Below are 23480 nucleotides of genomic sequence, written 5' to 3'. Positions count from 1 at the left end.
AGCGAATCTTCATTCATGAATCGTCTGACAGTATGGAGCCAGTCTTCAGCTGATTTCATATTTTTTGAGCTCATCGTCGCTCATCTCGGCAAACGCTGCAGGTCGGCGACCTTTTCCTGTCCAGGTTACGGTCTTACCATCAACTTCGATCCGGTACTTCACTTTTCCAAAAGTGGATTTACTTTTCGTGGACGGACCAAAGAGATTTTCGAAAATCTGGAGAGCTTCATCAGCCGTAATATTGTGTTCTTCCATGAACCGCTTTGTGGCTGCGGCTTTCTCTTCAGTGGCCTTCTGTTCTTCCTTAAATTTCTCGATCATTCCCTGTGCAATGTCGGACCACATATTAATGAGTTGTTCAAGATTTTCTGGCGGGATTTTGCGCAAAACGGCGGTGGCTTTTCGTCGTTCGCACATGATAACTGCACAGGATTCGTAATCATTATGTTCGCTCATGTATACCTCATTGTTCATTAACGATCTGCGTGATTTTCTAACACAAACTTTTGAAAAGAGAAACTCTATGAAAACACAAAATAGTGAAAATATTATGGATCAAAATGAGTTGGATCAAAACTCAGGTGTTGATGAGGACAGCAACGCTCTTGCTCCAGCTCTGGCTGAAGAGAGTAACCGAACGGTACAGGAAATCGTATCGAAACATGGTTTAAAAGTAATTTTGATTCAGACGCTAATCATACTAGTCGCAATCATTATCATTGGCCTTCAGGGGTACTGGCTTCACCAGAAAAAAACCAAATATATTGCTACGAACGGGGGCATGATCACAGAAGTACACCCAACCGATGAACCCGCTTACACGGCGGAAGAGGTGATGGATTTTGCAAACCGTACAATGATCAAATCGCTTTCACTGAACTTTGTGAATTACGAAAACCAATTAACCAGCGTCCGTGGCGATTTTAGTGCGGAAGGGTACGTTAGTTTCCGTAAAGCGCTGACCGATAGTGGGCTGCTGAAAGATATCAGTGAAAAACGTCTGAACGTAAAACTTTCCACAACTCCTGGAACCCTGATCACGGAAGGTCTTATCCGTGGTACCAAAACCTATGCCTGGCAATACCGCATTCCGGTGACTGTTCAGCTTGTTGGCCAGGCTCAGGACTACAGAGCACAACCTTACGATTTGATGGTTCAGGTACGCCGCGTCAAAGAAGACGAAGATCCACGGGGTATTCAAGTAGCGCAGGCCATTCTCAAACCCCGGAACTACTGAGGTCAATCATGAAGATTAAACTTTTAACTGTACTTATGGCCGCACTGTTTTCGGCAAATTCTGTATCTGCAGCTGATGCTCCGACTGGTAATGGACCGTCGCAGCAAACGGCGCCATCTGTGCCTGGTGGTGATATTGCTCAATGGCAGCAAGCCAGTTCCGGGTTGCCCGTAAATCAGCAGGCGCAGGCGCAACAGCCACCACAGCAAACAGCGCAGGAACAAGGTCAGCAGCAGGCGCAGGGCCAACAGCGGCCAACTACTGCATTGCCTCCTGCACCCATGCCGCAGCTTCCTCCACCACAGCAGCAGGTTACACATGTTAATCCGCAGACACTGGAAGAGTTACCTGCACCTGTTCTGCAGCAGATCCAGCCTATTACCCCTGGTCAGGTGCGGTCGGCCCGCAGCGCAATGGAAGATATGAGCGCGGCGGCCAAAACCTCACCGTTAACGCCGATCCCACGAATTTCAAGCCAGACGGTATCACTGTCAGCAGGCGCATCCATTCCGCAGGTTCGGGTATTTCCAAACCAGGCAACAACAGTGACGTTTTCGGATGCGACCGGACACCCCTGGGTATTAGGTGCCCCTCCATATAATTCGAGTCCCTGTGCGTCTGGTGGTGAACTGTGTGTTGGCTATATTGCAGGATCGGCGGTATTCACAATCCAGCCGACCAATGCCTATGCCAGCGGGAACATTACAGTGCTTCTGAAGGGGCTTGCCACGCCGGTCATTATTAACGTGAAGGGGGCTGAACCTTCCGTTAAATCAAAAACCGTTGATGTTGATTATCGTCTGGATCTCCGTATCCCGAAACGCAGTCCTGACACACCGGTTTATACCGCTACGCCTGAGAAAAAAATCTCACTGTATGACAAGCAGCTGCAGAGCGTGCTCGACGGTATCCCACCTGAAGATGCTCAGCGGTTGAAACTTAAAAACGCGCCAGGTAGTACCAAAGTCTGGCAGATCGGTGATGAGCTCTACGTCAGAAGTAACATGCAGCTGCAGGATGAGTTTGAAAAAACGCTTTCCGCTATCGATGGCACACATGTTTACGTGCTGCCGGCAACACCAGTACTGACTTTTTCGGTTAACGGTCAGGCGCGTGACGTTGAAGTTGAGCTGAATTAAGGGGAAGGACGATGGCTACAGATAAAGGTAAAGAAACCAGAAAAATGATGCTCTACGTCGGTGGTGCCGCTGCAGTGGTGGCTCTTCTGGGAGGGTACTGGTTGTTTGGCTCATCAGATGAGCCGGCAACGGGCGGGTCACAGGTGAAGGCCCAGGGACTGGAAGGCAAAACAGGCAGGGAAAAACCCAATGATCCTCAATACAACAAACTGCTGAATGAGTGGAATGTTGATAATTCAGATAAAGCGGCGCTCACGGGGGATAGCTTCATATCCACGTTGTCAGCCAGTAATCCGGTGGCCGTTGATTACGGCACCAAAGCACCGCCGCCAAAATATTCGTGGGAATCGTCAGCAAAGCAGTCTGGTGATAACAGTAAGGCGAATGATGCTGAGCAGAAAGAGCGTGAGCGTCAGGCTAAAGCGGTGGCTACGTTACTGCAGAAAATAGATCAGGCCAGAACACCAGTTGTCACGGGCGTTGCTCTTGCAACCCCTCTGGGAGCGGAGGGAAATGACAAGAACGGCGGCACCTTCTCAGGGTGGACTGATTCGGTCTATCCGCAGAACAAAAAGCCGGATGCTGAAAAACAACAGGGGGCGAAAAATAAGGCCAAAGATAAAGGAGCCCGGCTGGTATCGGCTTACACGCTTGTGCCGGCAGTAATGGATACGGCGATGGACAGTGACGATCAGAACAGTATTGCTATTGCCCATGTTCCTACTGGAGCGCAGGCCGGCGCCAAATTCTATTCCGGTCAAAACCGTCTTGCCGGCAATGGTATTCGAATTCACTTTACTGGCATGGAGCTGAACGGGGTGCAGTGTAAGGTTGATGCGTATGGCGTGGCTTCCGACTCGTTGCGTGCTGCCGTTTCCTCAAATGTAAATAACCGCTGGTTCAGCCGCATTATTCTGCCGGCTGTCGCTAACGGATTAGGCCGAACTGGTCAGCTGTATGCGGACAGCAATTCGCAGATGATTATCACTGACGGCGGGAACGCATACCGCTCAACTGGCACACCGAACGGGAAGGCTGTAGCCGGTACCATTATTGGCGGGATGGGTGAACAGGCAGGGCGTGTCCTGGCTGACGATGCAGCCCGTCTGCCGGTGAAGCAGGTTACGGTTGACCGTAATCAGCTCATAGGCATCCAGTTTGTCGCGCCGGTGTATGAAAGCGACTGTGGCGAGAATATGGAAAATGCTTCTGCAGAGCAGGCGCAGCAGCAAGCTACTCCGACACTCACCAGTGTGCCGCCTCAGCAGATGCCACAACCACCGGCTCCAAATTACCCTCAGCAAAACTTTCCCAGCTACCCCGGCTACGGGTATGGCTCCAGTAACCCGTATTACCGTTAAGGAGATTGATAATGAATCTGTTTGAAGATGACAATAAAAAAGAAGCAGCTCCTGCCCAGGAACCGGTGTCTGCTAAGACTGCTGAAAAGCCAAAACCGACAGTGACGCCAGCAGCAAAAGCAAACAAAAAGCCGCTTAAGATTAGTGACTATGCATGGATTGGTGGTATCGCTGTCATAGCTATCCTGCTTTTAGTCTGGTTGTTTGGGGGCTCCGATAGTGACACTGCGCCTGCGGCCGGGAATGGCACGATCCAGTCTTCAGGGCAACGTCAGAACGTACAGGCTGCCCCTGCCGGGCAGGATTCTGGTGACTTCCGCGAGCAAATTTCCGGGATTTTGCTGCAGCAAAAGGAACGGCTGGACGCGATAGAATCAACTTCTAAAAATGGAATGATGATCCTTTCCAGTCAGTTACAAAGCGCTAATGAACAAATCAAAAATCTGAACAATCAGGTTCAGGAACTGAAAATGAAAGCCGCTGGTTATGGGCCTTCATTTGGTAATCAGAGTGGAACAATTTCGGGGGCAACGTCGCAGGCATTACCTTTGTTGAGAGGTTTTTCAATTAATGATTTATCTGGCGATCTTGCTTGGGTAAAATACAAAAACCAGACGTATGCTGTGAAGGTCGGTAGTCAACTTGGCGGAGTCACCATTACGGGTATCGATACTGAAAATAGAATCGTTACTACAAGTAAAGGCCTTATCCGCTAAACAGGACCCAAAAAGGCGAAACTATGGATTTAGAATCGGTATTAATTCAGGTTGCTAACGGTGGTCAGGAACCGCTGACAAGGCTAATCATAGGTGTCGCTGCAGTCGTTGGGATCATTGGTGTTATTGGATATCTGATGAGCCTGCGGAAGCAGGCCAGGCATTCAACAAAAGGTGTGGAAGTTGGCAGAATTTTTGCCGGTATCATCTTCTGTGTATGCCTCATCACGTTGAAGGCACAGATGAACTCAGGCGGTGCCACTTTAGGATTTGGCGATGTTAGCTTCGGACCCGTCAGTTATGCGAGCGAATCTACGTTTGGCATGGGAGCCGCAGCAGTCAACGCAGTGCTGGGGATTGTTAGAATTCTCGGCGCATACTTTTTTTACAGGGGGATAAAGGGGTTGAAAGACTCTTACCTTGAGGGCCATACGGAGCTGTCAGCTTCGGGTACGAGAGGGGCATCCATTGTGAAAATTGTATGTGGACTACTTCTGATGTTCGATACACAAACGCTCGATGCGTTGCAGAGCACATTAAACATTCACTGGTAATCAAAAAGGATACTTTATGAAAATTGTTAAACTTATCAAAGACAAGGCATTATCTGCATCCATCGCAGCGTATCAGCTGCGCGGAACGGTGGCAAAATCGTTAGTGGTATTGCCGCTGGCATTACTGAGCAAAGAGGCTGCGGCTGAAACGACTGTCTGGGAGAAAATCAATACCTTCACGGAAGGTCTTGCCAGTACCCAGCCTGGTCTGATTACCGGCGGTAAAGTCATTGGTGTTGTGTTCTTTATTGTCGGGCTTGTTTCTCTTTTCCTTAAAAACAAACGCGGGAAAGATATCAGTGGCAGCTTCATCTTCTGGTCAATGGTTGTTGGTGCCTGCCTGGTCGGCCTGACCGCATGGATCTCTTCTGTTGGTTCAACTGTTGGCGTTGACGCAACCCTGTAATGTCCCTTCGGCCCCGCCTTGCGGGGCCAATATCGGAGTTCCCTCATGAAAGATTTTAAGCTCACCAGGAATGAACAACCTGCCAGATGCCATGTGTGCGGGATAAAGAGCAAAGATGTTTTCTCCCTCGCAGAAGATGGACAGAAAGAGAGAATGCTTTGCTCTGTATGCCTGTCGCTCGAACATCCGGAGAAAATGAAACTAGAGACTCAAACCGGACTTCTGCTGAAGAGAAATACAAACCGAAAACTCTACAGCCTGCTGTTTCGTTCAATTGCAAAGGCGGAAAAGTCAACGGACGATTCTTACCGTGAAAAGGCGCAGAAACTTAAACAGATATTGCTCAGCACAACTGACGTAGTTCTAAACGAAACCGGCAGTGATGATGGATACGATTTACTGCACCTGATAAAAAAACACCATCAGTTACTTCCCATGAATTTTGACGATGAGTTTGTCGCTTCTGTTGCAGAGTCAGACGAATTGCCGGATGTAAGTGACTGGAATGAAATTTACAAGGGTAAGAGAGGTTTTAAATGATTTCTTTCTTTGAGGATGTGATCGAAGGTATCTCACGCAATCTGACATCAAATGACTCGTTAAAATACTGTGATTTGACAACGGTTGTAGGGCTTACGTCGCAGGATCGCATTGAGCATCCTGAAATCAGGGCTCCGTACATTCTGACCACTAAGAACAACGATTTTCTTACCGTTATTGAGGTTCAGGGCGCTAAATCATCGTTTGACGAGAAGTCGTTTAATGACTTCATCATGCACCTTTCAAACTCCTTGTCGAATTCCTTTATTAACAGCGGCCATAAGTTGTCTGTGGTGTTCGAACGCGACTTTACCAAGAACCAGGAAGAGCTGAATAATGTTTATAAACCGCAGGTAGCAGCAATAGAGCGTCTGCAGATAGACATTAAAGACCTGATCGCCGATGACGCAAAAAAAATCGCCGCTCATTACAGCCGTGAACGCGCTTACATCGTGCTGTATACCTCGAAGGGGATGATTGCGAAGGATGAACTTAAAAACGAACAGGCAAAAGCTGCCGGCGTACTGAAGGATATCCCGCAGACGCGCTTCAGTCAGAACCCAATCGAATTTCAGCTTGAAGGTTTGAAGATCACGCATGACGCGATGCTGTGGCGCCTGATTGGTATGCTTCAGGGGGATGATGAATCGGGAATGGGGCTTCTGGTTGATGTCCTTGATGTCAAACACGCTGGCGCAATGATGCGTCAGATGCTGTTCCGGAATTCAACATCAGAAAACTGGTACCCTCGCACGCCGTTTGACCAAAATCTGCGAATTTATGGCGCCCCACGGAAAGACAATATCGACTCCGTGCTGCCGCCGCGGCTGAATATCCAGATCATGGAAGGGGAACTGGAAGAAGATGGTGGCTTGATTTACTGTGATGGTAAGTATTACGGCTCTGTTGCCCTTGAGTTACCACCACTTCACCCTGTCAAATTTAAGCAGTTATTCAACGCGATTAACCGGAAAATCCCGTACCGGATAAAATATGACTTTATAGGCGGGGGCAAAAAAGCACTGTTCTGGCCATCAGTAATCATATCTTTCCTTCGTTTCATTCCCTCACTCGGTAATATCGCGCGTGATATGGATTATGTCCGGGCCCAGAGCGAAACCGATCCAACGGCTATCATGGCCATCAACTTTGCCACCTGGGGCGACACTAAGGATGAAGCCAAACGCAACCTGGCGGCTTTAACTAAGGCGATTGAAGGCTGGGGTGTATCAGGTGTGTCCAAGACATATGGCAATCCAGGTAGCGCACTGATTGCATCCGTTCCGGGGCTGACCACGGCCACACCTGGCTCATTGCATTATCCGCCGTTGAGTGAAGGCTTGCGGATGTTACCTTTTGAACGTCCGGCCAGTCCCTGGCATGGTAAAGGCAATATCAACTTCATCACTCTCGATGGCAAGCTGTTCCCCTATCAAATCGCCAGTCCCCTGCAGGAGAAATTTACCGATGTCATCACCGGTGTTCCAGGTTCCGGTAAAAGCGTGCTGGCCAACCGCCTTAACCTGAGTTCGATTTACCGGGCTGATAAAAAACTGCCTTATCTGACCATCATTGATAAGGGCTACAGTGCAAAAGGTATCGCCGATCTGATTAGCGCTGAGCTGCCGGCAGAGAAACGTCACCAGATTGCCAGTATCACCCTGAACAATGACGAATCGCACTGTATTAACATCTGCGATACGCAGTTAGGTTCAAGGTATCTGACGCAGTTTGAGGAAGTATTCTTAAAGCAGATGCTTAACGCATTCTGTATTGATCCGGCAATTGGCCAGCCGCCAGATGCAATGAGCGTTGGGCAAATCGTCAGTAAGGTTGTATCAAACGTATACAAAGCAAAAGCGCATTCAAGTGCTAACTTGTTTAAGTATAACGACCCGGTGATTAATGAAGCTCTGAAAGAATCAGGTCTGGATAAAGAGCTTGGTGAAGACTGGTTTGAAAGAGCTACATGGTGGGAAGTCGTTGATAAGCTGTTTGCCAAAAAATATCTTCATGCTGCGACGGTTGCTCAGCGTTATGCTGTGCCAACCATTCACGATTTTATTGCTGAACTACAAACTGAATCATTTAAAAACCAATACGCTGACGTAAAAGTTAATGGGAGTGAGCCTGTAGTAGGCTTCGTTGCACGTTGTTTCCAGGCTGCTGCAGCTGAGTATGCCATTTTCTCAGGGATCACGGTTTACGATTTCAGCCCGGAGACTCGCATTGCGATCCTGGATATGCAAAACGTCCTCGGTGACAGAACGACACCTGCAGGTAAGCTCAAGTCCGGCATTATGTATCTTTTTGCGCGCCAGATGGCTGTGCGTAACTACTACCTTCCTCAGTCCGCAGAAACCTTCATTCCTGCTTTACCGGAGCAGTACAGGGCATATCACCAGGCGCGCATCAGGGAGCTTTCAGAAGAGGTTAAACATACCTTTTATGATGAGTGTCATAACTTTGCCGGCATCGACTTTATTCAAAATGCGCTGAACACCGCTGACCTTGAAGATCGTAAATTCAACGTCCGTACTGCCTTCTCGTCTCAGTATCTGAGCCATATGCCTTCGAGTGTGCTTAAAACCATGAACAGCCTGTTTATGATGCGCCTGACGGAAGGGGATGAAGAGTATCTGAAGCAATTAGAGATCAACATCCCGGCCGATATCCTGCGTCGTTTCAGACAGCTTCCGCAAGGGGTTTATCCGGACGGAAGTGGTACTGCATTCCTCGGTATTTTTAAAACAAAACGTGGTCTTATTTGCCACATTCTGAAAAACACATTAGGACCAAAACTGCTTTGGGCTTTGAACTCATCTGCAAAAGACAGAGCGCTCAGAGATGTGCTTTATGAAGAGCTGGGAACGAAAAAAGCAAGGGAAGAATTAGCAAATAGATTCCCTATGGGAAGTGCATCAAGTATCATTGATGAAATGGTGGTCAATCAGGGTGGTGAGCGTGATTCTGAAGAAGAATCACAAACTATGGCGATGAAGCTCGCTAAAGAAATCATTTCTGATGTGAGAAGGGGATTCAGATGATAAAAATCGGAAACGCAAAACGGTCAGTGATGGCCGTTTCAATTCTGGCCTTCAGCGTACAGTCAGCATTTGCCTATACGGTCAACGTTAACAGCAGCATTCCCATCTCAACGCAGGTTATGCCGGCGTTGAGCACAGCTAATGGCCTGTTAGGTAACATCCAGGCCACGCTGATTAACATTGGTACGGCAATCAGCCAGCAGGGCGATCGCCAGGCAGCATTAATGCAGCAGGTGGCCGAAACTAACCGACAGTTCGAAGTCGAGCAAAAACGTAATGACCGGCTGCTGCAGGCACAGGATAAGTACCGTGTTCCGGATGATATTTGTGCGCAGTCTATTGGCGGTGGCGCCGCGGGGGTATCCTCAGCGGCCGCTGGCGGTCAGCGAACGCTGGGAAGCGCCAGTTCTGCGAAAGATGTTAAGGCTATTTTTGAAGTGCCGGCACGCGCAACCGACGTGGATGCATCTTCAACGGCCGAAGTTCACAGCCAGTACTGCGACAGTTCGGATTATGCTGCATTTGGCGGGACTTCATTCTGCCCAAGTGTATCTGACATGCCACGGGCAGATACGTCGCTGAGCTCGTTGCTTTATGGCGCCGGCAAAGAAGGCAAGGCACCTGATCTGACGTTTACAGATGAGCAGACAGATGCGGCGCTGCGCTATATGAAAAATACCGCGTTGCGCAGTGCTGGTCGTCAGCTGAGTCGTGGGGAAGTTAAAGGCGCCAGCGGGCGAATTTACCTGGGCATGATTCAGCAATACCAGGCGCTCACCGACGCGGCCGCACAACCTCAGATGGAAATGATCGCCAACTCCAAACCGAACCCGGCCACTGATGCCGCGCTTGCAGATGCACGCAAAGTGCCGGAAGTCGAATCCTATTTCCAGGCGACGGCCAGTAACAGGGCGAAACAGCTTAACCGTATGTCTGCCAGAGAGTTTGAGGAATTCGAAGTAGGTCGCCGTTACAGCAACCCTGCTTACCAGGCGACGTTGACCAACAAGAACACCGAAGATTTGATGCGTGAGCAAATCAATATCGCCAACCTGAACAACTGGTTAGTGCTGAAAACCAAACAGCAGCTGGAGAAACAAAATGTACTGCTTGGCCAGATCCTGGCGAACGACGCATATCAAACATACAAACCGATGCTGGCAGCACAGCTGGAGAGTGTGAACGCGGGAGTATCCAGAAAATGACAGACGAAAATAAAACAGGGGAAGAAGTTACAAAATCCCCCGGCCGCATGAAAAAAGCGGTTTATCATATTACCGGAATTAGTGATATTCAGTTTATGTGGAAATCACTAAGGGAATCTATCAGCCTGCTCAATGAGCGGGCTTCTTTCGTTAAGAAGCAAATCAAAAATTTGGAAGCTCCGGACGAAAAATCAGCTTCGAATCAGTCGTTTGAGGATGTTGTTAAAAAGAGTTCTATCCCCTTAGAACAGCATCTAGCTAAAGCCGGTAAGTATAAGAAATATTGGTTATGTTGCTTCTTTATAGCTGTTTTTGTTGCCCTGTTTTTAATCGCTGGCTGTGTAAAATTGATTGTTAATACTGAATACAATGTAAGCCTTCTGAAGGTGACATTAACACTTGGTTTAATGTTTGCTGTTTGTATCTACTCGTTCGTAAAAGCAATGACTTATGAATTTTTAGGTTGGCAATTACGGAATGAGGCCCATTCTGAAGAAGAATTCGGTACATTGAGACATTTTATTAACGATAACGGTGTGCGCAATACATTTAATTTTGAACAAGCTGGCCAGATTCGGGGGGCGCATGAATAAGTCAAGAAACTCATTGGTCGCATTGTTGCCGCTATCGCTTTTCATTACCCCGGCATATTCTGCAGATCTGGGAATTGATAGTATTACAGAGGCTGCTAAACGGTCTGGTGATTTGTCACGTCAGATGCTGCATACCGTTTTTGGTGAAGTGGTAAATAATCCTTTCAGTCCGTCAGGTGATGGGTTGTTAAATAACGTATTTTTCACAGTGAATGAGGTTATCGCCATATTAGCACTGATTTATATGGCGATAATCAGTATTAAAAAACTACATCAGGCAGGACAACTTGGGAAGTTTATAGAGGGTGATGGGAATAATGCCTTCAATTTTGTTAAAACAACATTCGGCTGGCTCCTTTTGGTTCCAACTGTTGTTGGATGGTCCGTTGCACAACTGCTCTTCCTGTGGTGTGGGTCCATCATAGGTGTAGGTTCTGCCAATGTTATTGCAGATAAAACAGCGTCGGAACTAGCGAGTGGCAAAGCTGTTTATATAACGCCAGTTATGCCAGAAATGGCTTCTGTGGCTAAAGGAATGTTCGAAATGAACTTGTGCGCTCTTGGTGTCAATCAAGGGTTAGCTCAGATGGAGGCTTCAGGCCAACATTATGAAAGTAATAGCCAGATGAAGTTTAATACTGGTGATTCTAGTTACTCAATTTCAGTTGACAATGGTTCTGCTGTTTGTGGGACTGTTAAATTACCACAAAAACCTACAGGTTGGACTTCGGTATTCTCCAGTGGTTACGCTGATTCTGTTTATGCAGTTCAACAGCAGGCTACAGACTCGCTTTGGAGTAAGATGAAGAATACAGCAGAGCAATTTAACTCTGCTTATATGTCTAAAATGCGTTCCGGAGATGGGCAGCTGCCTGACGTTGAAACTGCAATTCAGACAGCAGCAAGAGATTACCAACAACAAGTACAGCAAGCTGCAGACAATGCTGCCGGAAGTAATGATATGCTCCAGAAAATGGAGTCGGATATAAAGGAAAAAGGCTGGCTATATCTTGGTATTTATTATCATACCCTGGCAACTGCTAACACTGAGCTGAAGGACGTTGCTAATCTGAAACCTATTGTATCAGGGATAAGTGGTGATGGTGATGTAGGTTCTACGGACTATTATAAAGGTCTGTTCCAGGCATATCATTCACAACTGAAAAACAGTACCTACACTCCCCCTTTAGGTACTGCTGATAATGCTTTAGCTCAGAATATTGACAATAAAGGCATCGAAGAAGCGGCAAAAAGTGGTGATGCAGATTCGTTGATTACCAAAATTTTCAACTTTAATGTTACTTCATGGCTTGCCACTAGAAACTACGGCACTGGCGATGGATACAGCGATGTAACGAATCCCTTGTTGAAAATGAAAGCCATTGGTGATTACACGATGTTTACTGCTGAGAGTGGTCTAGCTGCTTGGGGAGCTGTTAATGTCGCAATGAGTGTTGCAGATGGTAATAACGCTGCTGGTATGGGGGCGGGATTACTTAATTTCTTCACTTCAGGTAAGGATATTATTAAGGGTGTAATTAAAACTGCGGCTCCGATCGTATACATGATTTTAGTCGCTCTGTTCTGTATAGGGTTAACGCTTTCAATTTGGCTTCCATTTGTGCCATTTATCTATTGGTTTGTCGCAATGGCGGATTGGTTAGTTACTTTGCTGACTGGTATCGTTGCATCTTCATTGTGGGCCGCTACCCATATTAACATTGGCCAAACTAATGAGGACCGGTCAACGTATGGATATATTTTCCTGATAGATGTGATGATTCGACCACTGTTGATGGTAATGGGGTTCATTTTTGCATCATTGGCCATTGTGGCTCTTGGCACCGCGCTTAACTATATTTTCAAAACAGCAATGGAAAATGTACAGGCAGATTCAACAACTGGCCTTTGGTCAATGATAGGTATCCTTTTTGTCTATGCAAGGATGTGTACAGGTATGGTTGCTAGGGTATTTGCATTACCTGCAAGGATGCCTAACTACGTCATCAGCTGGATTGGTAACAAGCATAACGATTCAATTCTTGGTGATATGCAGAATCATGTTCACGACCTGTTTGCTGCATTTGGTCGTGGAGCTAAAAATACAGGTGGACGTCCTTCTGGGCCGAAGAACTTCAACCCAACCAATACGGTTGATAAAGACAAAGATGGTATAGCGGGGGCGTGATATGAAAGGATATTCGTATACTGTTGTCGATAACAACATGGCTAAATCAAAAGGTGTTGGCTACTATCTGTCACGCCTGTCTGTAGCCATAAGTATAGTTATTTTAACAATAAGTCTTCCGTTGACTGTATATTCTGGCTTTCTTACTTTAGGTGGAAGCCTGGCATTGGCGTGGTTTGTTGCTCTACTTGTTTTCGATGCCATGCTGATCACATATGTTGTACGCCAGGTAAAAAGTAAGGGAGTCAAAAAGGTCGTTGCAGGCATGAGAGTTTATGGATGCTTTAATCCATCGGCTAAAGAGGAACAATACATGCCGGCTCAGAAAACATATTTTGGTATAGACATGGACTCTGGTGTTGTTGGGATTGCTGCCCTTTATGTTGTACAGGCCTCTATTAAGCAAAAGAGAATTTTGTTTGAGGCTGAGACAATTGAGTCTTGGGAGTATACTGATAGTAAACTTGTCGTGAATCTTCGGAACCGACATGTACCTACTGTTGAAATAATCTTGCTCAATGCCGGCCTAGCATATCGCCAGCTGGAAATGTTAACCAGGATGCATGAGCAACATAAAAAATACAGGGGTGAAAAATATCTCCAGTGGCGAAAGACTATGCTTGATGAAGGTTGGATGCTACCACGAACGTATTGATGTTTACTTCCAAACCGCCTGAAAAGGCGGTTTTTTCATGTATACTCAGGTGGTTATAGTCGTATGCTGTGGGAGGAAGTAGTGAACAGAGTTACTGAGCGCCAGGAACAGAAGAGTAACCCGGAGTTCCAGAGAGAGTACCGGAACCGTATCCGGGAAACACACGACCAGTTAAACCTTTATCTCCCCAAAGATGCAAAAAGAATGTTGATAGAGATCACAAAAGTTAAAAAACTCACTCAGGCTGAAGTTATTGAATTTCTTGTAAAAAGTTATTATGACGGCTTAAAATTTGACGATTCTGAAGAGTGATCTTACTATGTAAAGGCGGGATCGCAGGTATTGCCCCGCTAAGAAACGCATGATATGTTAAGCGGCGTTTACATAACCTTACGGGGTTATTACAGAATTTAGCACGGGAAGAGCGGCCCGGAGATGTACCGCTTAGGAGTGGCAGGAGCCACAAAAAGTAAAACCCCCTGATCCTGACAGGTACTTTGGCCGGTCTCTTTCAGGAATCAGGGGGTGCAAACTGCCCACTGGCAGAAAGGATTATAGCAAATGCGTACCCTATTGCAATACAGCCCGGCCAATATGTGCAGGGGCTGGTGAATCAAAAGAATCCATACCTACAGCTTTCTGACATTGAGTCAGTAGAAGGTCTTTCGCCGGAGTTCATCTCCTGGCTTGAAAGCCAGTCCCCTAAAGAATCGCCCCTGCAGCTGCTTCTCGATGAAGGCACCAAGCCCGTGCGCAAAACCCGCCGTCGTCGCGGTACGCACTCAACGGCGTGTCTCTGCCCGGAACCCAGCTGGTACCGACCGGACAATTTCAAAAAGCTCCCTGGCCAGCTTGGCCATGCCTACAACCGCCTTGTTCGCCGCGATCGCAAAACCGGCGCGTTAAGTCTGCGTATGCGGATCAGCCGCCACCCGTACTTCGTGCAGCTGCGCGAGCAGGCTGGCCGGAAGCGCGACTTCCGCCCGGAGCGGGAGAAATTACTCGATGCGATTGTGCCGCTCCTGGTCAGCACCGTTGACCGGGCTACCCATATCGACACTATCAACCTCAGTAAAATGGCGTGGCAGCTCAGCGAAAAGGACAGCGAAGGGAACGTGATCCGGAAAGTGACGGTACCGCGGGTTTGCCGGCTGCTGCAGCACATGATGGAATTCGGGTTACTGGCGCTGCCTGAAGGCGTCACATGGGACCCGTTTAACCGCAAGTGGTTCCCCAAGCATGTCGTGCTGACGGAACGCCTCTGGAAGATGATCGGTGTTGATCTCGATAAGCTGTATGCGGAGCAGGCCGAACAGGTGGCCGCTGAAGCTGCAGGCTGGATAACCCGTGATGAACATGGCCAGGCGGAAGAAATCTCTGTTAAAGCCGCGCGCCGGCGCTGGTATGAAAAAATGATGCACGCCACGCTGGTTCGCCGGCGTGAAGCCGCCCTGAAGGGTAAGCGCGAGAAGAAGCTGAAAGCGCTGGCAGAACAGCCCTATGACGACCGGGCTTACGCCATGTCCGTTCATCTGATACGGACGCTGCCGAAAGACGAACTGCACGCGCTGTCGCCTGAGCAGTTTACCCAGCGAGTACGCAGCCACCTGTATCAGCTCGATCTGGGGCTGGAGAGGGAATCCGGTCCCCCTGATTATCACTGATTTTCTCCCCCTGTAATTCTCTTACCGCCGCCTGGCGGTTTTCGTGCTGGCCAGCCGGCGCGACCTGCTCAAATTTCCTCCAGTTTTAACGTGTGGCCATCGTGATTTTTTGACGTTCTGGCGCCGCCGGTGGATAACCGGCAGCGAAATCACCACTATCCACAGTTATCCGCAAAGGAGGAAATAAAGTCACCTGCAATCGTGGTCAAAACAAGCTGCAATACACTCTTAACTTCTTTAAAAAGATGTTTATTCAATAAAGAGATCACTGTTATTCAGGCTCAATTTTCTGTGGATTATGGGAATATGCCTGGCCTTTCAGCGCCGCTACGCGGCACGACGGCCAGAATGGTCGCTATGCTCCCAGGTTAGCACCCGGCAAATGCCGGGCAGGGTGGCCAGCAGAAACCTCCAGTGCGGATTCTTCTTTGCCCCACCGTGCTTTTCCCCGCCGAGCCAACGGCTCGGCAGAAAAAAGCATGATGGATGATGTAACTAAGAACACCCCCGTAAGACGGCAGGGCTGCGACACGCACCCCTGACGTCAACGCTACTACCCACGCGCCCGGTGTGCCGCAAACGTCACACCGCCCGCTCGCAGTAGCCTGGGGGTAATGTGGCCACAGCGTCACCTGCAAGGCAGTCTGGCAGGAAAATCGCCTGCCATATCGTGCAATGCCTTTCAGGCAATCAACGCCAGTGTCAGCTGTCAGTTTTAAAATTAACAGGGAAAAGAGGATCGATTTAGCCGCGGTTATCCACGTCAGCCGCTCGCAGGCGCGTTAAACAGAGTGAAGCCAGGGGAATGTTGCTCTTTTTGCAGTGAAGGCCACAGAGAGCGTTTTAGGCGCTTATTTGAGGAAATACGATTTCTGCCAGAAGGGAGGCACAAAAAAACCCGACTGGTGAGATCGGGTTTTCATGTTTTGCCCCGGATGGAGGCGGGAACACCTAAACAATTGACGGTTAAATATTACGCCATGAGTGCAGTAAATGCAAACCACCCTGAATAGGGTATACTACGCGGGTCAATCTGTTGACGTTCTTCTCCAGCCCCCGCTTACGCGGCGTGAACGGTTTAAAGCCCTGGTTGAAAAACAGGTGGTGCTGTTTCAATGCCCTGGCTGGAGTGGGAACATCTAAACAATTGACGTGAGGTAGCCGCTGTGACAGGCAATGTAAGGGCGATCAGCGGTGTTCCTGCTCTGTATGGAGCAAACGGATGATTAACTTGTTAATCGTCGTTCTGCGGGCAGTTGTTGCAGTGTCTAACGCTGTGATAGCGGTCCTGGAGCTGATCCGGCAGTATTTTGACTGACCGGAAACGTAACTAAAGGCGGGGGGACCACTCCCCGCCTTTTAGGGGTCTGACGCTCAGTGGAACGAAAACTCACGTTAAGCAACGTTTTCTGCCTCTGACGCCTCTTTTAATGGTCTCAGATGACCTTTGGTCACCAGTTCTGCCAGCGTGAAGGAATAATGGCCGAGCATATTGATATGTCCGTGGCAAAGCGGGGAGAGGCGTGCGATATCTTCATCATTCAGTGTTTCACCCTGCGCCCGGAGATGATCCAGAGCTGCCTGCATATAAATAGTGTTCCATAACACGACGGCGTTAGTGACCAGCCCCAGAGCTCCCAACTGATCTTCCTGACCGTCGGTATATCGTTTTCTTATCTCACCTTTTTGACCGTGACAGATGGCTCTGGCAACTGCATGACGGCTTTCTCCCCGATTAAGCTGGGTCAGAATGCGCCGGCGGTAATCTTCATCATCAATATAATTAAGCAGATACAGCGTTTTGTTGATGCGCCCCACTTCAATGATTGCCTGAGTCAGTCCGGAGGGACGTTCACTTTTCAGCAATGAACGGACCAGCACTGAGGCCTGTACTTTGCCCAGCTTCAGGGAGCCTGCGGTCCGGATCATTTCGTCCCACTGAAGGACTATTTTTCGGGGATCTGATTGCCCTCTGGCAATATCATTCAGCACGCCATAGTCGGCATCATGGTCCATTCGCCAGAAAACCGAAGCACCGGCATCAGCCAGGCGTGGAGAAAACTGGTATCCCAGCAGCCAGAAAAGGCCAAAGACAAGATCGCTGGCACCTGCCGTATCGGTCATAATTTCGGTTGGATTCAGCCCGGTCTCCTGTTCCAGAAGGCCTTCCAGCACAAAGATAGAGTCCCTCAGCGTCCCCGGTATAACGATGCCATGAAAGCCGGAATACTGATCGGACACAAAGTTGTACCAGGTGATCCCTCTGTTATTACCAAAGTATTTGCGGTTCGGTCCGGCATTGATTGTTCTGACTGGCGTAACAAAGCGCATTCCATCTGCAGATGCCACTTCTCCTCCACCCCATATCTGTGCCAGTGGCAGCGTTGCCTGAAAATCAACCAGTCTGGCATTAGCGCTGGTGATAGTTTCAGCCCGCAGATAGTTCGCTTTTGTCCAGTTCAGCCGGTGTCGGGTCAGTGCAGGAACATTTGATCTGATCAGTGGTTCCAGACCGATATTGCAGGCTTCAGCCATCAGCACGGCGCTGATGCTGACGGGCAGATCATCAACTCTGGCACTGGCTTCACTGGCATGGAAAAACTCATCAGCAAATCCGGTATGGGCGTTAATTTCGAGCAGCAACTCCGTTAAATCCACCGGAGGGAGCAGATCACTGATCATTTTGCTCAGTCGTTTCAGACTGTCCGGCTCATCAAGACTGGCGAGGGGAGAAATTGTCAACCGGGGCTTCGGGCCAGAAACATCGAGTTCGACAGCCTCATTTTCGCCAAGACGTGCAGCAACCTGTCTGTAACGACTATCAAGCTGATGGCCCAGAGATTTTATTGCTTCCTGCGGGTCTGTCGGGTGCCCCAAAGAACGATAAACCTTAATCCGATTTGCCTGCCAGTCAGCACCCTGTAGTAATCTTGCACGAGGATCTCCCCACCGGTTACTGCCGGTAACGTAGACATCCCTCCGTCTCAGACTATCCTGCAGTTTACTGAGAAAGCAGAGCGTGTATCCCCTTCGGGTGATATGTTTTTCCTTGTTAATCACCAGCCGTTTCCATGACTGACTGATGATTTCCGTTGGTGCGTCGTCAAAAAACTGCCGCCGTGAGCTGAACTCCCGGCTGAGGTAGTCACAGGCATTCAGAGTGGTAACCCCGGCAGGTGCGGATGAAAATTTAACGGTATTCAGCAGATGGGGCAGGAAACGACGAACGCGCCCGTACTGCTCCACCATTTCGTCATGAAAATTATCGTCTGAGGGCCGGGCAATTTCACGGACAAGCGTGATGATTTCAGCCAGCTTTTGCCTAGGGATGTAGCTGAACACCTCAGCACGAATCGATTCGTCCGGTGTTTCTTCTTTCAGCAAGTACGAACATGCGCTGGCGAGCGCCAATGCAGATTTATCCAGATCCTTCAGCGAGCGGAGCCGTTTTTTCTGCCCAATCTTTCTGGCGTCACGGATGATAACGGCCAGCATGGCGTCCAGAACGTCCAGTGCATCATCCAGCGCCAGCGTTTCCCATGCAAGGACAAAGGCAACCAGAACCGCCATCCTTTTCTGCGGTGACATCCTGGCAATATTGAACACCGAAGTCATACCAGCATAACGTGCGAGATTTTTCAGGCGCACAGCCGGGAGTGTACTCAGGTTTTCAGCATGCAGGCCAAAATCGTTCAGAGTTTTCCAGCGTTCAATTGCTTCATTAAACGCCGGACCACTGAGGGGTCGGTTCCGGCTGAGGGCGAAATGACACCCTAAGCTTTCGGTTCCTTGGGCCAAAGATATTCGCCAGTCAGTAGAATGTGCGCCCAGCCCAATGGGGATATGTGGGGAAGAAATTCAGGGGGAACATCCAACCCTTCGTTCCGCCGCTCCGTGACGGCATGACCAAGATGGACGGTATTCCAGTAAATGATCACCGCAGTCAATAAATTGAGCCCAGCGATTCGGTAGTGCTGCCCCTCTGTCGTGCGATCGCGAATTTCCCCCTGCCTCCCGATACGGAGCGCATTTTTGAGCGCATGGTGGGCCTCTCCCTTGTTAAGACCGATCTGAGCACGCCGCTGCATGTCCGTATCCAGGATCCACTCAATAATGAAAAGGGTCCGTTCAATACGACCAACTTCACGAAGCGCAACTGCAAGGTTGTTTTGTCGTGGGTAAGAAGCGAGCTTGCGCAGGAGTTGGCTGGGCCTGATTTTGCCAGCGGTCATCGTCGCGGCACAACGGAAAATATCAGGCCAGTTCGCAACGATAAGATCCTCCCGGGCTTTTCCACCTACCAACTTGCGTAACTCCCTGGGGGTCGTATCGGGATTAAATACGTACAACCGCTTCGATGGCAGATCCCTGATTCGCAGAACGAGATTGTAGCCGAGCAGGCTACTGGCTCCGAACAAATGGTCGGTGAATCCTGCTGTATCGGCATACTGTTCGCGAACATGGCGACCGACCTCGTTCATCAGTAGTCCATCGAGAATATACGGTGCCTCGCTCACGGTCGCCGGGATCGACTGACAAGCGAATGGCGCGAACTGGTCGCTTACGTGAGTATACGCTTTGAGGCCGGGAACAGAACCATATTTGGCATTGACCATGTTCATGGCTTCGCCATGCCGCGCTGTCGGGAAAAACTGACCATCGCTCGATGCTGACGTGCCCATCCCCCAGACGCGTGACATCGGCAGTTTACCCTGCGCGGCCACCACAATTGCCAATGCCTGGTTCATGGCTTCGCTTTCAACATGCCAGCGGGCAAGGCGTGAGAGCTGCCAGTAATCATGCGTGTTTGTAGCTTCCGCCATCTTACGCAGGCCCAGATTGAGCCCTTCAGCGAGCAGGACGTTGAGCAGACCGATCCGGTCGCGACATGGAGCCCCGGTTCTCAGATGGGTAAACGCATCTGTGAAACCAAGGGCTGCATCAACTTCAAGCAGCATGTCGGTAATCCGAACGGACGGCATTCGGCGATACAGATCCAGTATGAGTGCCTCGGCACCATCCGGCACGTCTGCTGTCAACCTGTCGATCCGCAACGTTCCATCTTCTATGCTACCGTGCGGAATAGTGCCGTTACGGGCAGCCCGGGCCAGCCGCTTAAGAGCGATCGTGAGTCGCGCCTTTCTGTCTGCCAGCCAATCCTGTGGGTTGGAAGGCACGGCCAGTTTTGCATTTTCCTGCGCCGCGATCATCGGCACCAGTACCTGCTTGAGGTCACCATAGCGGCGCGAATGAGCGAGCCAGACATCTCCGGAACGAAAAGCATCCCGGAGGTGAAAGAGTACCGCCACTTCCCAAAGACGGGTATCTCCTTTTTCCTGAGCTCGTAAATGACGGTTCCATTTGGAGCTGGGCCGCAGGAAACGCCTTTCTGGCGATGCAACACCTTTCATCTCTCCGATCGACAAAGCTGCTGCTACCAATGGTCCGGCGACCGGCGCGGCTTCGAGCTTCAGACAGCGCAACATGCGGGGCGCATAACGACGAAAGCGATGGTATCCCTGCCCGACATATGCAAGAGGCTCATCGGCTAGCGTGTTGCTGAGTTGAGTCCCTGTCGCTACCAGTTGAGCGAGCCGGTCCCATGCAACCGAACTGGCGACAGCCATCTCCAGCGGGGTTCCGTCACTGCGGGCCTCAAGCAACGAAGCTCCCAGCGCGGTGAAGGTACGGATCGTATCCGTGAGTGTGGCTTTAGAGCCGGAAATTGTTTCGTCATGCTGGCGCTTCGCTTCCCGCCAGGTTTTTCCTACGATCCTGTCATGGGTTTCGACTATGGCATCAGCAATCGCCGCTTCCCACTCCACAACACAGACGGCAAGGATCGCCCAGCGGCGGTCCGGGCACTGTTGCAAAGTTAGCGATGAGGCAGCCTTTTGTCTTATTCAAAGGCCTTACATTTCAAAAACTCTGCTTACCAGGCGCATTTCGCCCAGGGGATCACCATAATAAAATGCTGAGGCCTGGCCTTTGCGTAGTGCACGCATCACCTCAATACCTTTGATGGTGGCGTAAGCCGTCTTCATGGATTTAAATCCCAGCGTGGCGCCGATTATCCGTTTCAGTTTGCCATGATCGCATTCAATCACGTTGTTCCGGTACTTAATCTGTCGGTGTTCAACGTCAGACGGGCACCGGCCTTCGCGTTTGAGCAGAGCAAGCGCGCGACCATAGGCGGGCGCTTTATCCGTGTTGATGAATCGCGGGATCTGCCACTTCTTCACGTTGTTGAGGATTTTACCCAGAAACCGGTATGCAGCTTTGCTGTTACGACGGGAGGAGAGATAAAAATCGACAGTGCGGCCCCGGCTGTCGACGGCCCGGTACAGATACGCCCAGCGGCCATTGACCTTCACGTAGGTTTCATCCATGTGCCACGGGCAAAGATCGGAAGGGTTACGCCAGTACCAGCGCAGCCGTTTTTCCATTTCAGGCGCATAACGCTGAACCCAGCGGTAAATCGTGGAGTGATCGACATTCACTCCGCGTTCAGCCAGCATCTCCTGCAGCTCACGGTAACTGATGCCGTATTTGCAGTACCAGCGTACGGCCCACAGAATGATGTCACGCTGAAAATGCCGGCCTTTGAATGGGTTCATGTGCAGCTCCATCAGCAAAAGGGGATGATAAGTTTATCACCACCGACTATTTGCAACAGTGCCCTTTCTCTTGCTGCTGCTGGAATTCACGCAGATCCAGCGTTAGCTATTGGCGTTACATAAGCACTTACCCAATAGTGGTCGCCATTTTTACAGCGATTTTTTACTAGCCCCATCCATGAGCGGCCAGATTTTAATGTACTCCACATATGCTCAAATGCAGCAGGCGGCATATCTGGGTGTCTTACGATGTTGTGAGGCTGGCCTAATAGTTCTTCCTCAGTGAAACCACTGATTTTAATGAAGTCAGGATTAACGTACGTGATATGGCTTTGAGGGGAGGTAGTCGAAAGAATATTGGCATCTTTTGGGAGTTCTAAGTTTCGACCCGTCACTGGTAAATTCTGGCGCATAAGAACCTCAAGGGTTGGCTGTTTTATTTTATTGTTTTCGGCATTAAGCCCAATTTCTGGCACTGTTGCAAATAGTCGGTGGTGATAAACTTATCATCCCCTTTTGCTGATGGAGCTGCACATGAACCCATTCAAAGGCCGGCATTTTCAGCGTGACATCATTCTGTGGGCCGTACGCTGGTACTGCAAATACGGCATCAGTTACCGTGAGCTGCAGGAGATGCTGGCTGAACGCGGAGTGAATGTCGATCACTCCACGATTTACCGCTGGGTTCAGCGTTATGCGCCTGAAATGGAAAAACGGCTGCGCTGGTACTGGCGTAACCCTTCCGATCTTTGCCCGTGGCACATGGATGAAACCTACGTGAAGGTCAATGGCCGCTGGGCGTATCTGTACCGGGCCGTCGACAGCCGGGGCCGCACTGTCGATTTTTATCTCTCCTCCCGTCGTAACAGCAAAGCTGCATACCGGTTTCTGGGTAAAATCCTCAACAACGTGAAGAAGTGGCAGATCCCGCGATTCATCAACACGGATAAAGCGCCCGCCTATGGTCGCGCGCTTGCTCTGCTCAAACGCGAAGGCCGGTGCCCGTCTGACGTTGAACACCGACAGATTAAGTACCGGAACAACGTGATTGAATGCGATCATGGCAAACTGAAACGGATAATCGGCGCCACGCTGGGATTTAAATCCATGAAGACGGCTTACGCCACCATCAAAGGTATTGAGGTGATGCGTGCACTACGCAAAGGCCAGGCCTCAGCATTTTATTATGGTGATCCCCTGGGCGAAATGCGCCTGGTAAGCAGAGTTTTTGAAATGTAAGGCCTTTGAATAAGACAAAAGGCTGCCTCATCGCTAACTTTGCAACAGTGCCATATCCTGACCCTGAGCGGCGAAAGCTACCGCTTGAAGGACAAGAGGAAGGCGGGAGTGGTCAGGAAAAATTCCAAACCCGAATGATCCAGGTGGGTCAGTATTACTTTGGTGATTCAGGGGTAAAGTGGGTCAGTTTTCAGTTGGTGTTGACACCGGCGTACCCTCGGTGCTATCTTCGCGCCCCAATAGTCGGGGCTTGGCCAGGACTTCCTGAGGCCGTCCGTAACGTGGATGCCGAGGTCAGGCGAGGTGGCCGACCCATGAA

The 23480-nt window shown here is 49.7% G+C and carries 19 protein-coding genes and 4 pseudogenes; 18 read left to right on the top strand and 5 right to left on the bottom strand.

Going from position 1 to position 23480, the window contains the following annotated elements:
* Nucleotides 1–45: 45 nt before the first annotated feature.
* Nucleotides 46–456, bottom strand: a complete 411-nt coding sequence (locus C2U53_RS00455; protein ID WP_040027863.1) for an H-NS family nucleoid-associated regulatory protein — start codon at nucleotides 454–456, stop codon at nucleotides 46–48.
* A 67-nt stretch (nucleotides 457–523) separates the two neighbouring features.
* Between C2U53_RS00455 and C2U53_RS00450 the strand changes: the two genes are divergently transcribed.
* The 16 genes from C2U53_RS00450 (at nucleotide 524) to dqlB (ending at nucleotide 16623) form a co-directional block, all read left to right on the top strand.
* The gene (locus C2U53_RS00450) at nucleotides 524–1237 is read left to right on the top strand and encodes a DotI/IcmL family type IV secretion protein (protein ID WP_223430951.1); all 714 of its coding nucleotides are present in this window, start codon (nucleotides 524–526) and stop codon (nucleotides 1235–1237) included.
* A gap of 8 nt (nucleotides 1238–1245) precedes the next feature.
* Nucleotides 1246–2376 carry a DotH/IcmK family type IV secretion protein gene (locus C2U53_RS00445; RefSeq protein WP_077255002.1) on the top strand — a complete coding sequence of 377 codons (1131 nt, stop codon included), beginning with the start codon at nucleotides 1246–1248 and terminating at the stop codon, nucleotides 2374–2376.
* An 11-nt stretch (nucleotides 2377–2387) separates the two neighbouring features.
* Nucleotides 2388–3737 (top strand): conjugal transfer protein TraO, encoded by a 1350-nt coding sequence (gene traO, locus C2U53_RS00440; RefSeq protein ID WP_040119748.1) that lies wholly within the window; start codon nucleotides 2388–2390, stop codon nucleotides 3735–3737.
* An 11-nt stretch (nucleotides 3738–3748) separates the two neighbouring features.
* Nucleotides 3749–4453, top strand: coding sequence for a conjugal transfer protein TraP (gene traP / locus C2U53_RS00435; protein ID WP_040119747.1), 705 nt, complete (start codon nucleotides 3749–3751; stop codon nucleotides 4451–4453).
* A 23-nt stretch (nucleotides 4454–4476) separates the two neighbouring features.
* Nucleotides 4477–5007 (top strand): conjugal transfer protein TraQ, encoded by a 531-nt coding sequence (traQ, locus tag C2U53_RS00430; RefSeq protein WP_011091077.1) that lies wholly within the window; start codon nucleotides 4477–4479, stop codon nucleotides 5005–5007.
* Nucleotides 5008–5023: 16 nt separating this feature from the next.
* On the top strand, nucleotides 5024–5413 hold the full coding sequence (locus C2U53_RS00425; RefSeq protein WP_011091078.1) for a DUF6750 family protein: 390 nt from the start codon (nucleotides 5024–5026) through the stop codon (nucleotides 5411–5413).
* A gap of 45 nt (nucleotides 5414–5458) precedes the next feature.
* Nucleotides 5459–5953 carry a hypothetical protein gene (locus C2U53_RS00420; protein ID WP_011091080.1) on the top strand — a complete coding sequence of 165 codons (495 nt, stop codon included), beginning with the start codon at nucleotides 5459–5461 and terminating at the stop codon, nucleotides 5951–5953.
* A complete protein-coding gene (locus tag C2U53_RS00415) occupies nucleotides 5950–9000 on the top strand; it encodes a conjugal transfer protein (RefSeq protein WP_040119746.1) in 3051 nt (1016 codons plus the stop codon). Before C2U53_RS00420 ends, C2U53_RS00415 begins: the two co-directional genes overlap by 4 nt.
* Nucleotides 8997–10205 carry a conjugal transfer protein TraW gene (traW, locus tag C2U53_RS00410; RefSeq protein WP_004187486.1) on the top strand — a complete coding sequence of 403 codons (1209 nt, stop codon included), beginning with the start codon at nucleotides 8997–8999 and terminating at the stop codon, nucleotides 10203–10205. The genes C2U53_RS00415 and traW overlap by 4 nt, the downstream gene beginning before the upstream one ends.
* A complete protein-coding gene (locus C2U53_RS00405) occupies nucleotides 10202–10798 on the top strand; it encodes a hypothetical protein (RefSeq protein WP_015060003.1) in 597 nt (198 codons plus the stop codon). The genes traW and C2U53_RS00405 overlap by 4 nt, the downstream gene beginning before the upstream one ends.
* Entirely contained in the window at nucleotides 10791–12986 is a 2196-nt protein-coding gene (locus C2U53_RS00400; protein ID WP_015062834.1) for a DotA/TraY family protein, read from the top strand. Before C2U53_RS00405 ends, C2U53_RS00400 begins: the two co-directional genes overlap by 8 nt.
* Before the next feature lies 1 nt (nucleotide 12987).
* Complete coding sequence (locus tag C2U53_RS00395; RefSeq protein WP_040119745.1) at nucleotides 12988–13641, top strand: hypothetical protein; 654 nt, start codon at nucleotides 12988–12990, stop codon at nucleotides 13639–13641.
* A gap of 63 nt (nucleotides 13642–13704) precedes the next feature.
* On the top strand, nucleotides 13705–13953 hold the full coding sequence (gene repC / locus C2U53_RS00390) for an IncL/M type plasmid replication protein RepC (RefSeq protein WP_015062836.1): 249 nt from the start codon (nucleotides 13705–13707) through the stop codon (nucleotides 13951–13953).
* A gap of 249 nt (nucleotides 13954–14202) precedes the next feature.
* The gene (gene repB, locus C2U53_RS30635; protein ID WP_031942489.1) at nucleotides 14203–14253 is read left to right on the top strand and encodes an IncL/M-type plasmid replication leader peptide RepB; all 51 of its coding nucleotides are present in this window, start codon (nucleotides 14203–14205) and stop codon (nucleotides 14251–14253) included.
* On the top strand, nucleotides 14250–15305 hold the full coding sequence (gene repA, locus C2U53_RS00385) for a plasmid replication initiator RepA (RefSeq protein ID WP_015060006.1): 1056 nt from the start codon (nucleotides 14250–14252) through the stop codon (nucleotides 15303–15305). Before repB ends, repA begins: the two co-directional genes overlap by 4 nt.
* 1222 nt (nucleotides 15306–16527) lie before the next feature.
* Complete coding sequence (gene dqlB / locus C2U53_RS30600) at nucleotides 16528–16623, top strand: DinQ-like type I toxin DqlB (RefSeq protein WP_004206884.1); 96 nt, start codon at nucleotides 16528–16530, stop codon at nucleotides 16621–16623.
* Between the two features lie 110 nt (nucleotides 16624–16733).
* Here the strand turns inward: dqlB and C2U53_RS00380 are convergent.
* The 4 genes and pseudogenes from C2U53_RS00380 to C2U53_RS00355 form a co-directional block, all read right to left on the bottom strand.
* A pseudogene (locus tag C2U53_RS00380) lies at nucleotides 16734–19046 on the bottom strand (Tn3-like element Tn3 family transposase); the annotation flags it as partial.
* 32 nt (nucleotides 19047–19078) lie between these two features.
* Nucleotides 19079–21163 (bottom strand): annotated as a pseudogene (locus C2U53_RS00375) (Tn3-like element Tn5403 family transposase); the annotation flags it as partial.
* 54 nt (nucleotides 21164–21217) lie between these two features.
* On the bottom strand, nucleotides 21218–21922 hold the full coding sequence (locus tag C2U53_RS00365) for an IS6-like element IS26 family transposase (protein ID WP_001067855.1): 705 nt from the start codon (nucleotides 21920–21922) through the stop codon (nucleotides 21218–21220).
* Between the two features lie 92 nt (nucleotides 21923–22014).
* Nucleotides 22015–22335 (bottom strand): annotated as a pseudogene (locus tag C2U53_RS00355) (PAS domain-containing protein); the annotation flags it as partial.
* A 121-nt stretch (nucleotides 22336–22456) separates the two neighbouring features.
* Here C2U53_RS00355 and C2U53_RS00350 point away from each other — a divergent pair.
* On the top strand, nucleotides 22457–23161 hold the full coding sequence (locus C2U53_RS00350; RefSeq protein WP_001067855.1) for an IS6-like element IS26 family transposase: 705 nt from the start codon (nucleotides 22457–22459) through the stop codon (nucleotides 23159–23161).
* A 39-nt stretch (nucleotides 23162–23200) separates the two neighbouring features.
* Nucleotides 23201–23299, top strand: a pseudogene (locus C2U53_RS00345) (AAA family ATPase); the annotation flags it as partial.
* Nucleotides 23300–23480 lie beyond the last annotated feature (181 nt).

Origin of the sequence: Citrobacter sp. CFNIH10, from assembly GCF_002934585.1 — a bacterium.
Taxonomy (GTDB): domain Bacteria; phylum Pseudomonadota; class Gammaproteobacteria; order Enterobacterales; family Enterobacteriaceae; genus Citrobacter_A; species Citrobacter_A amalonaticus.
The sequence above is the reverse complement of the archived record's forward strand: the minus strand, read 5'-3'. Positions and strand labels throughout refer to the sequence as shown.

Bases quoted from the DNA above. Each gene is read 5' to 3' on its own strand.
- C2U53_RS00455 (WP_040027863.1), bottom strand. From the start codon at position 456: ATGAGCGAACATAATGATTACGAATCCTGTGCAGTTATCATGTGCGAA.
- C2U53_RS00450 (WP_223430951.1), top strand. From the start codon at position 524: ATGAAAACACAAAATAGTGAAAATATTATGGATCAAAATGAGTTGGAT.
- C2U53_RS00445 (WP_077255002.1), top strand. From the start codon at position 1,246: ATGAAGATTAAACTTTTAACTGTACTTATGGCCGCACTGTTTTCGGCA.
- traO (WP_040119748.1), top strand. From the start codon at position 2,388: ATGGCTACAGATAAAGGTAAAGAAACCAGAAAAATGATGCTCTACGTC.
- traP (WP_040119747.1), top strand. From the start codon at position 3,749: ATGAATCTGTTTGAAGATGACAATAAAAAAGAAGCAGCTCCTGCCCAG.
- traQ (WP_011091077.1), top strand. From the start codon at position 4,477: ATGGATTTAGAATCGGTATTAATTCAGGTTGCTAACGGTGGTCAGGAA.
- C2U53_RS00425 (WP_011091078.1), top strand. From the start codon at position 5,024: ATGAAAATTGTTAAACTTATCAAAGACAAGGCATTATCTGCATCCATC.
- C2U53_RS00420 (WP_011091080.1), top strand. From the start codon at position 5,459: ATGAAAGATTTTAAGCTCACCAGGAATGAACAACCTGCCAGATGCCAT.
- C2U53_RS00415 (WP_040119746.1), top strand. From the start codon at position 5,950: ATGATTTCTTTCTTTGAGGATGTGATCGAAGGTATCTCACGCAATCTG.
- traW (WP_004187486.1), top strand. From the start codon at position 8,997: ATGATAAAAATCGGAAACGCAAAACGGTCAGTGATGGCCGTTTCAATT.
- C2U53_RS00405 (WP_015060003.1), top strand. From the start codon at position 10,202: ATGACAGACGAAAATAAAACAGGGGAAGAAGTTACAAAATCCCCCGGC.
- C2U53_RS00400 (WP_015062834.1), top strand. From the start codon at position 10,791: ATGAATAAGTCAAGAAACTCATTGGTCGCATTGTTGCCGCTATCGCTT.
- C2U53_RS00395 (WP_040119745.1), top strand. From the start codon at position 12,988: ATGAAAGGATATTCGTATACTGTTGTCGATAACAACATGGCTAAATCA.
- repC (WP_015062836.1), top strand. From the start codon at position 13,705: ATGCTGTGGGAGGAAGTAGTGAACAGAGTTACTGAGCGCCAGGAACAG.
- dqlB (WP_004206884.1), top strand. From the start codon at position 16,528: ATGATTAACTTGTTAATCGTCGTTCTGCGGGCAGTTGTTGCAGTGTCT.
- C2U53_RS00365 (WP_001067855.1), bottom strand. From the start codon at position 21,922: ATGAACCCATTCAAAGGCCGGCATTTTCAGCGTGACATCATTCTGTGG.
- C2U53_RS00350 (WP_001067855.1), top strand. From the start codon at position 22,457: ATGAACCCATTCAAAGGCCGGCATTTTCAGCGTGACATCATTCTGTGG.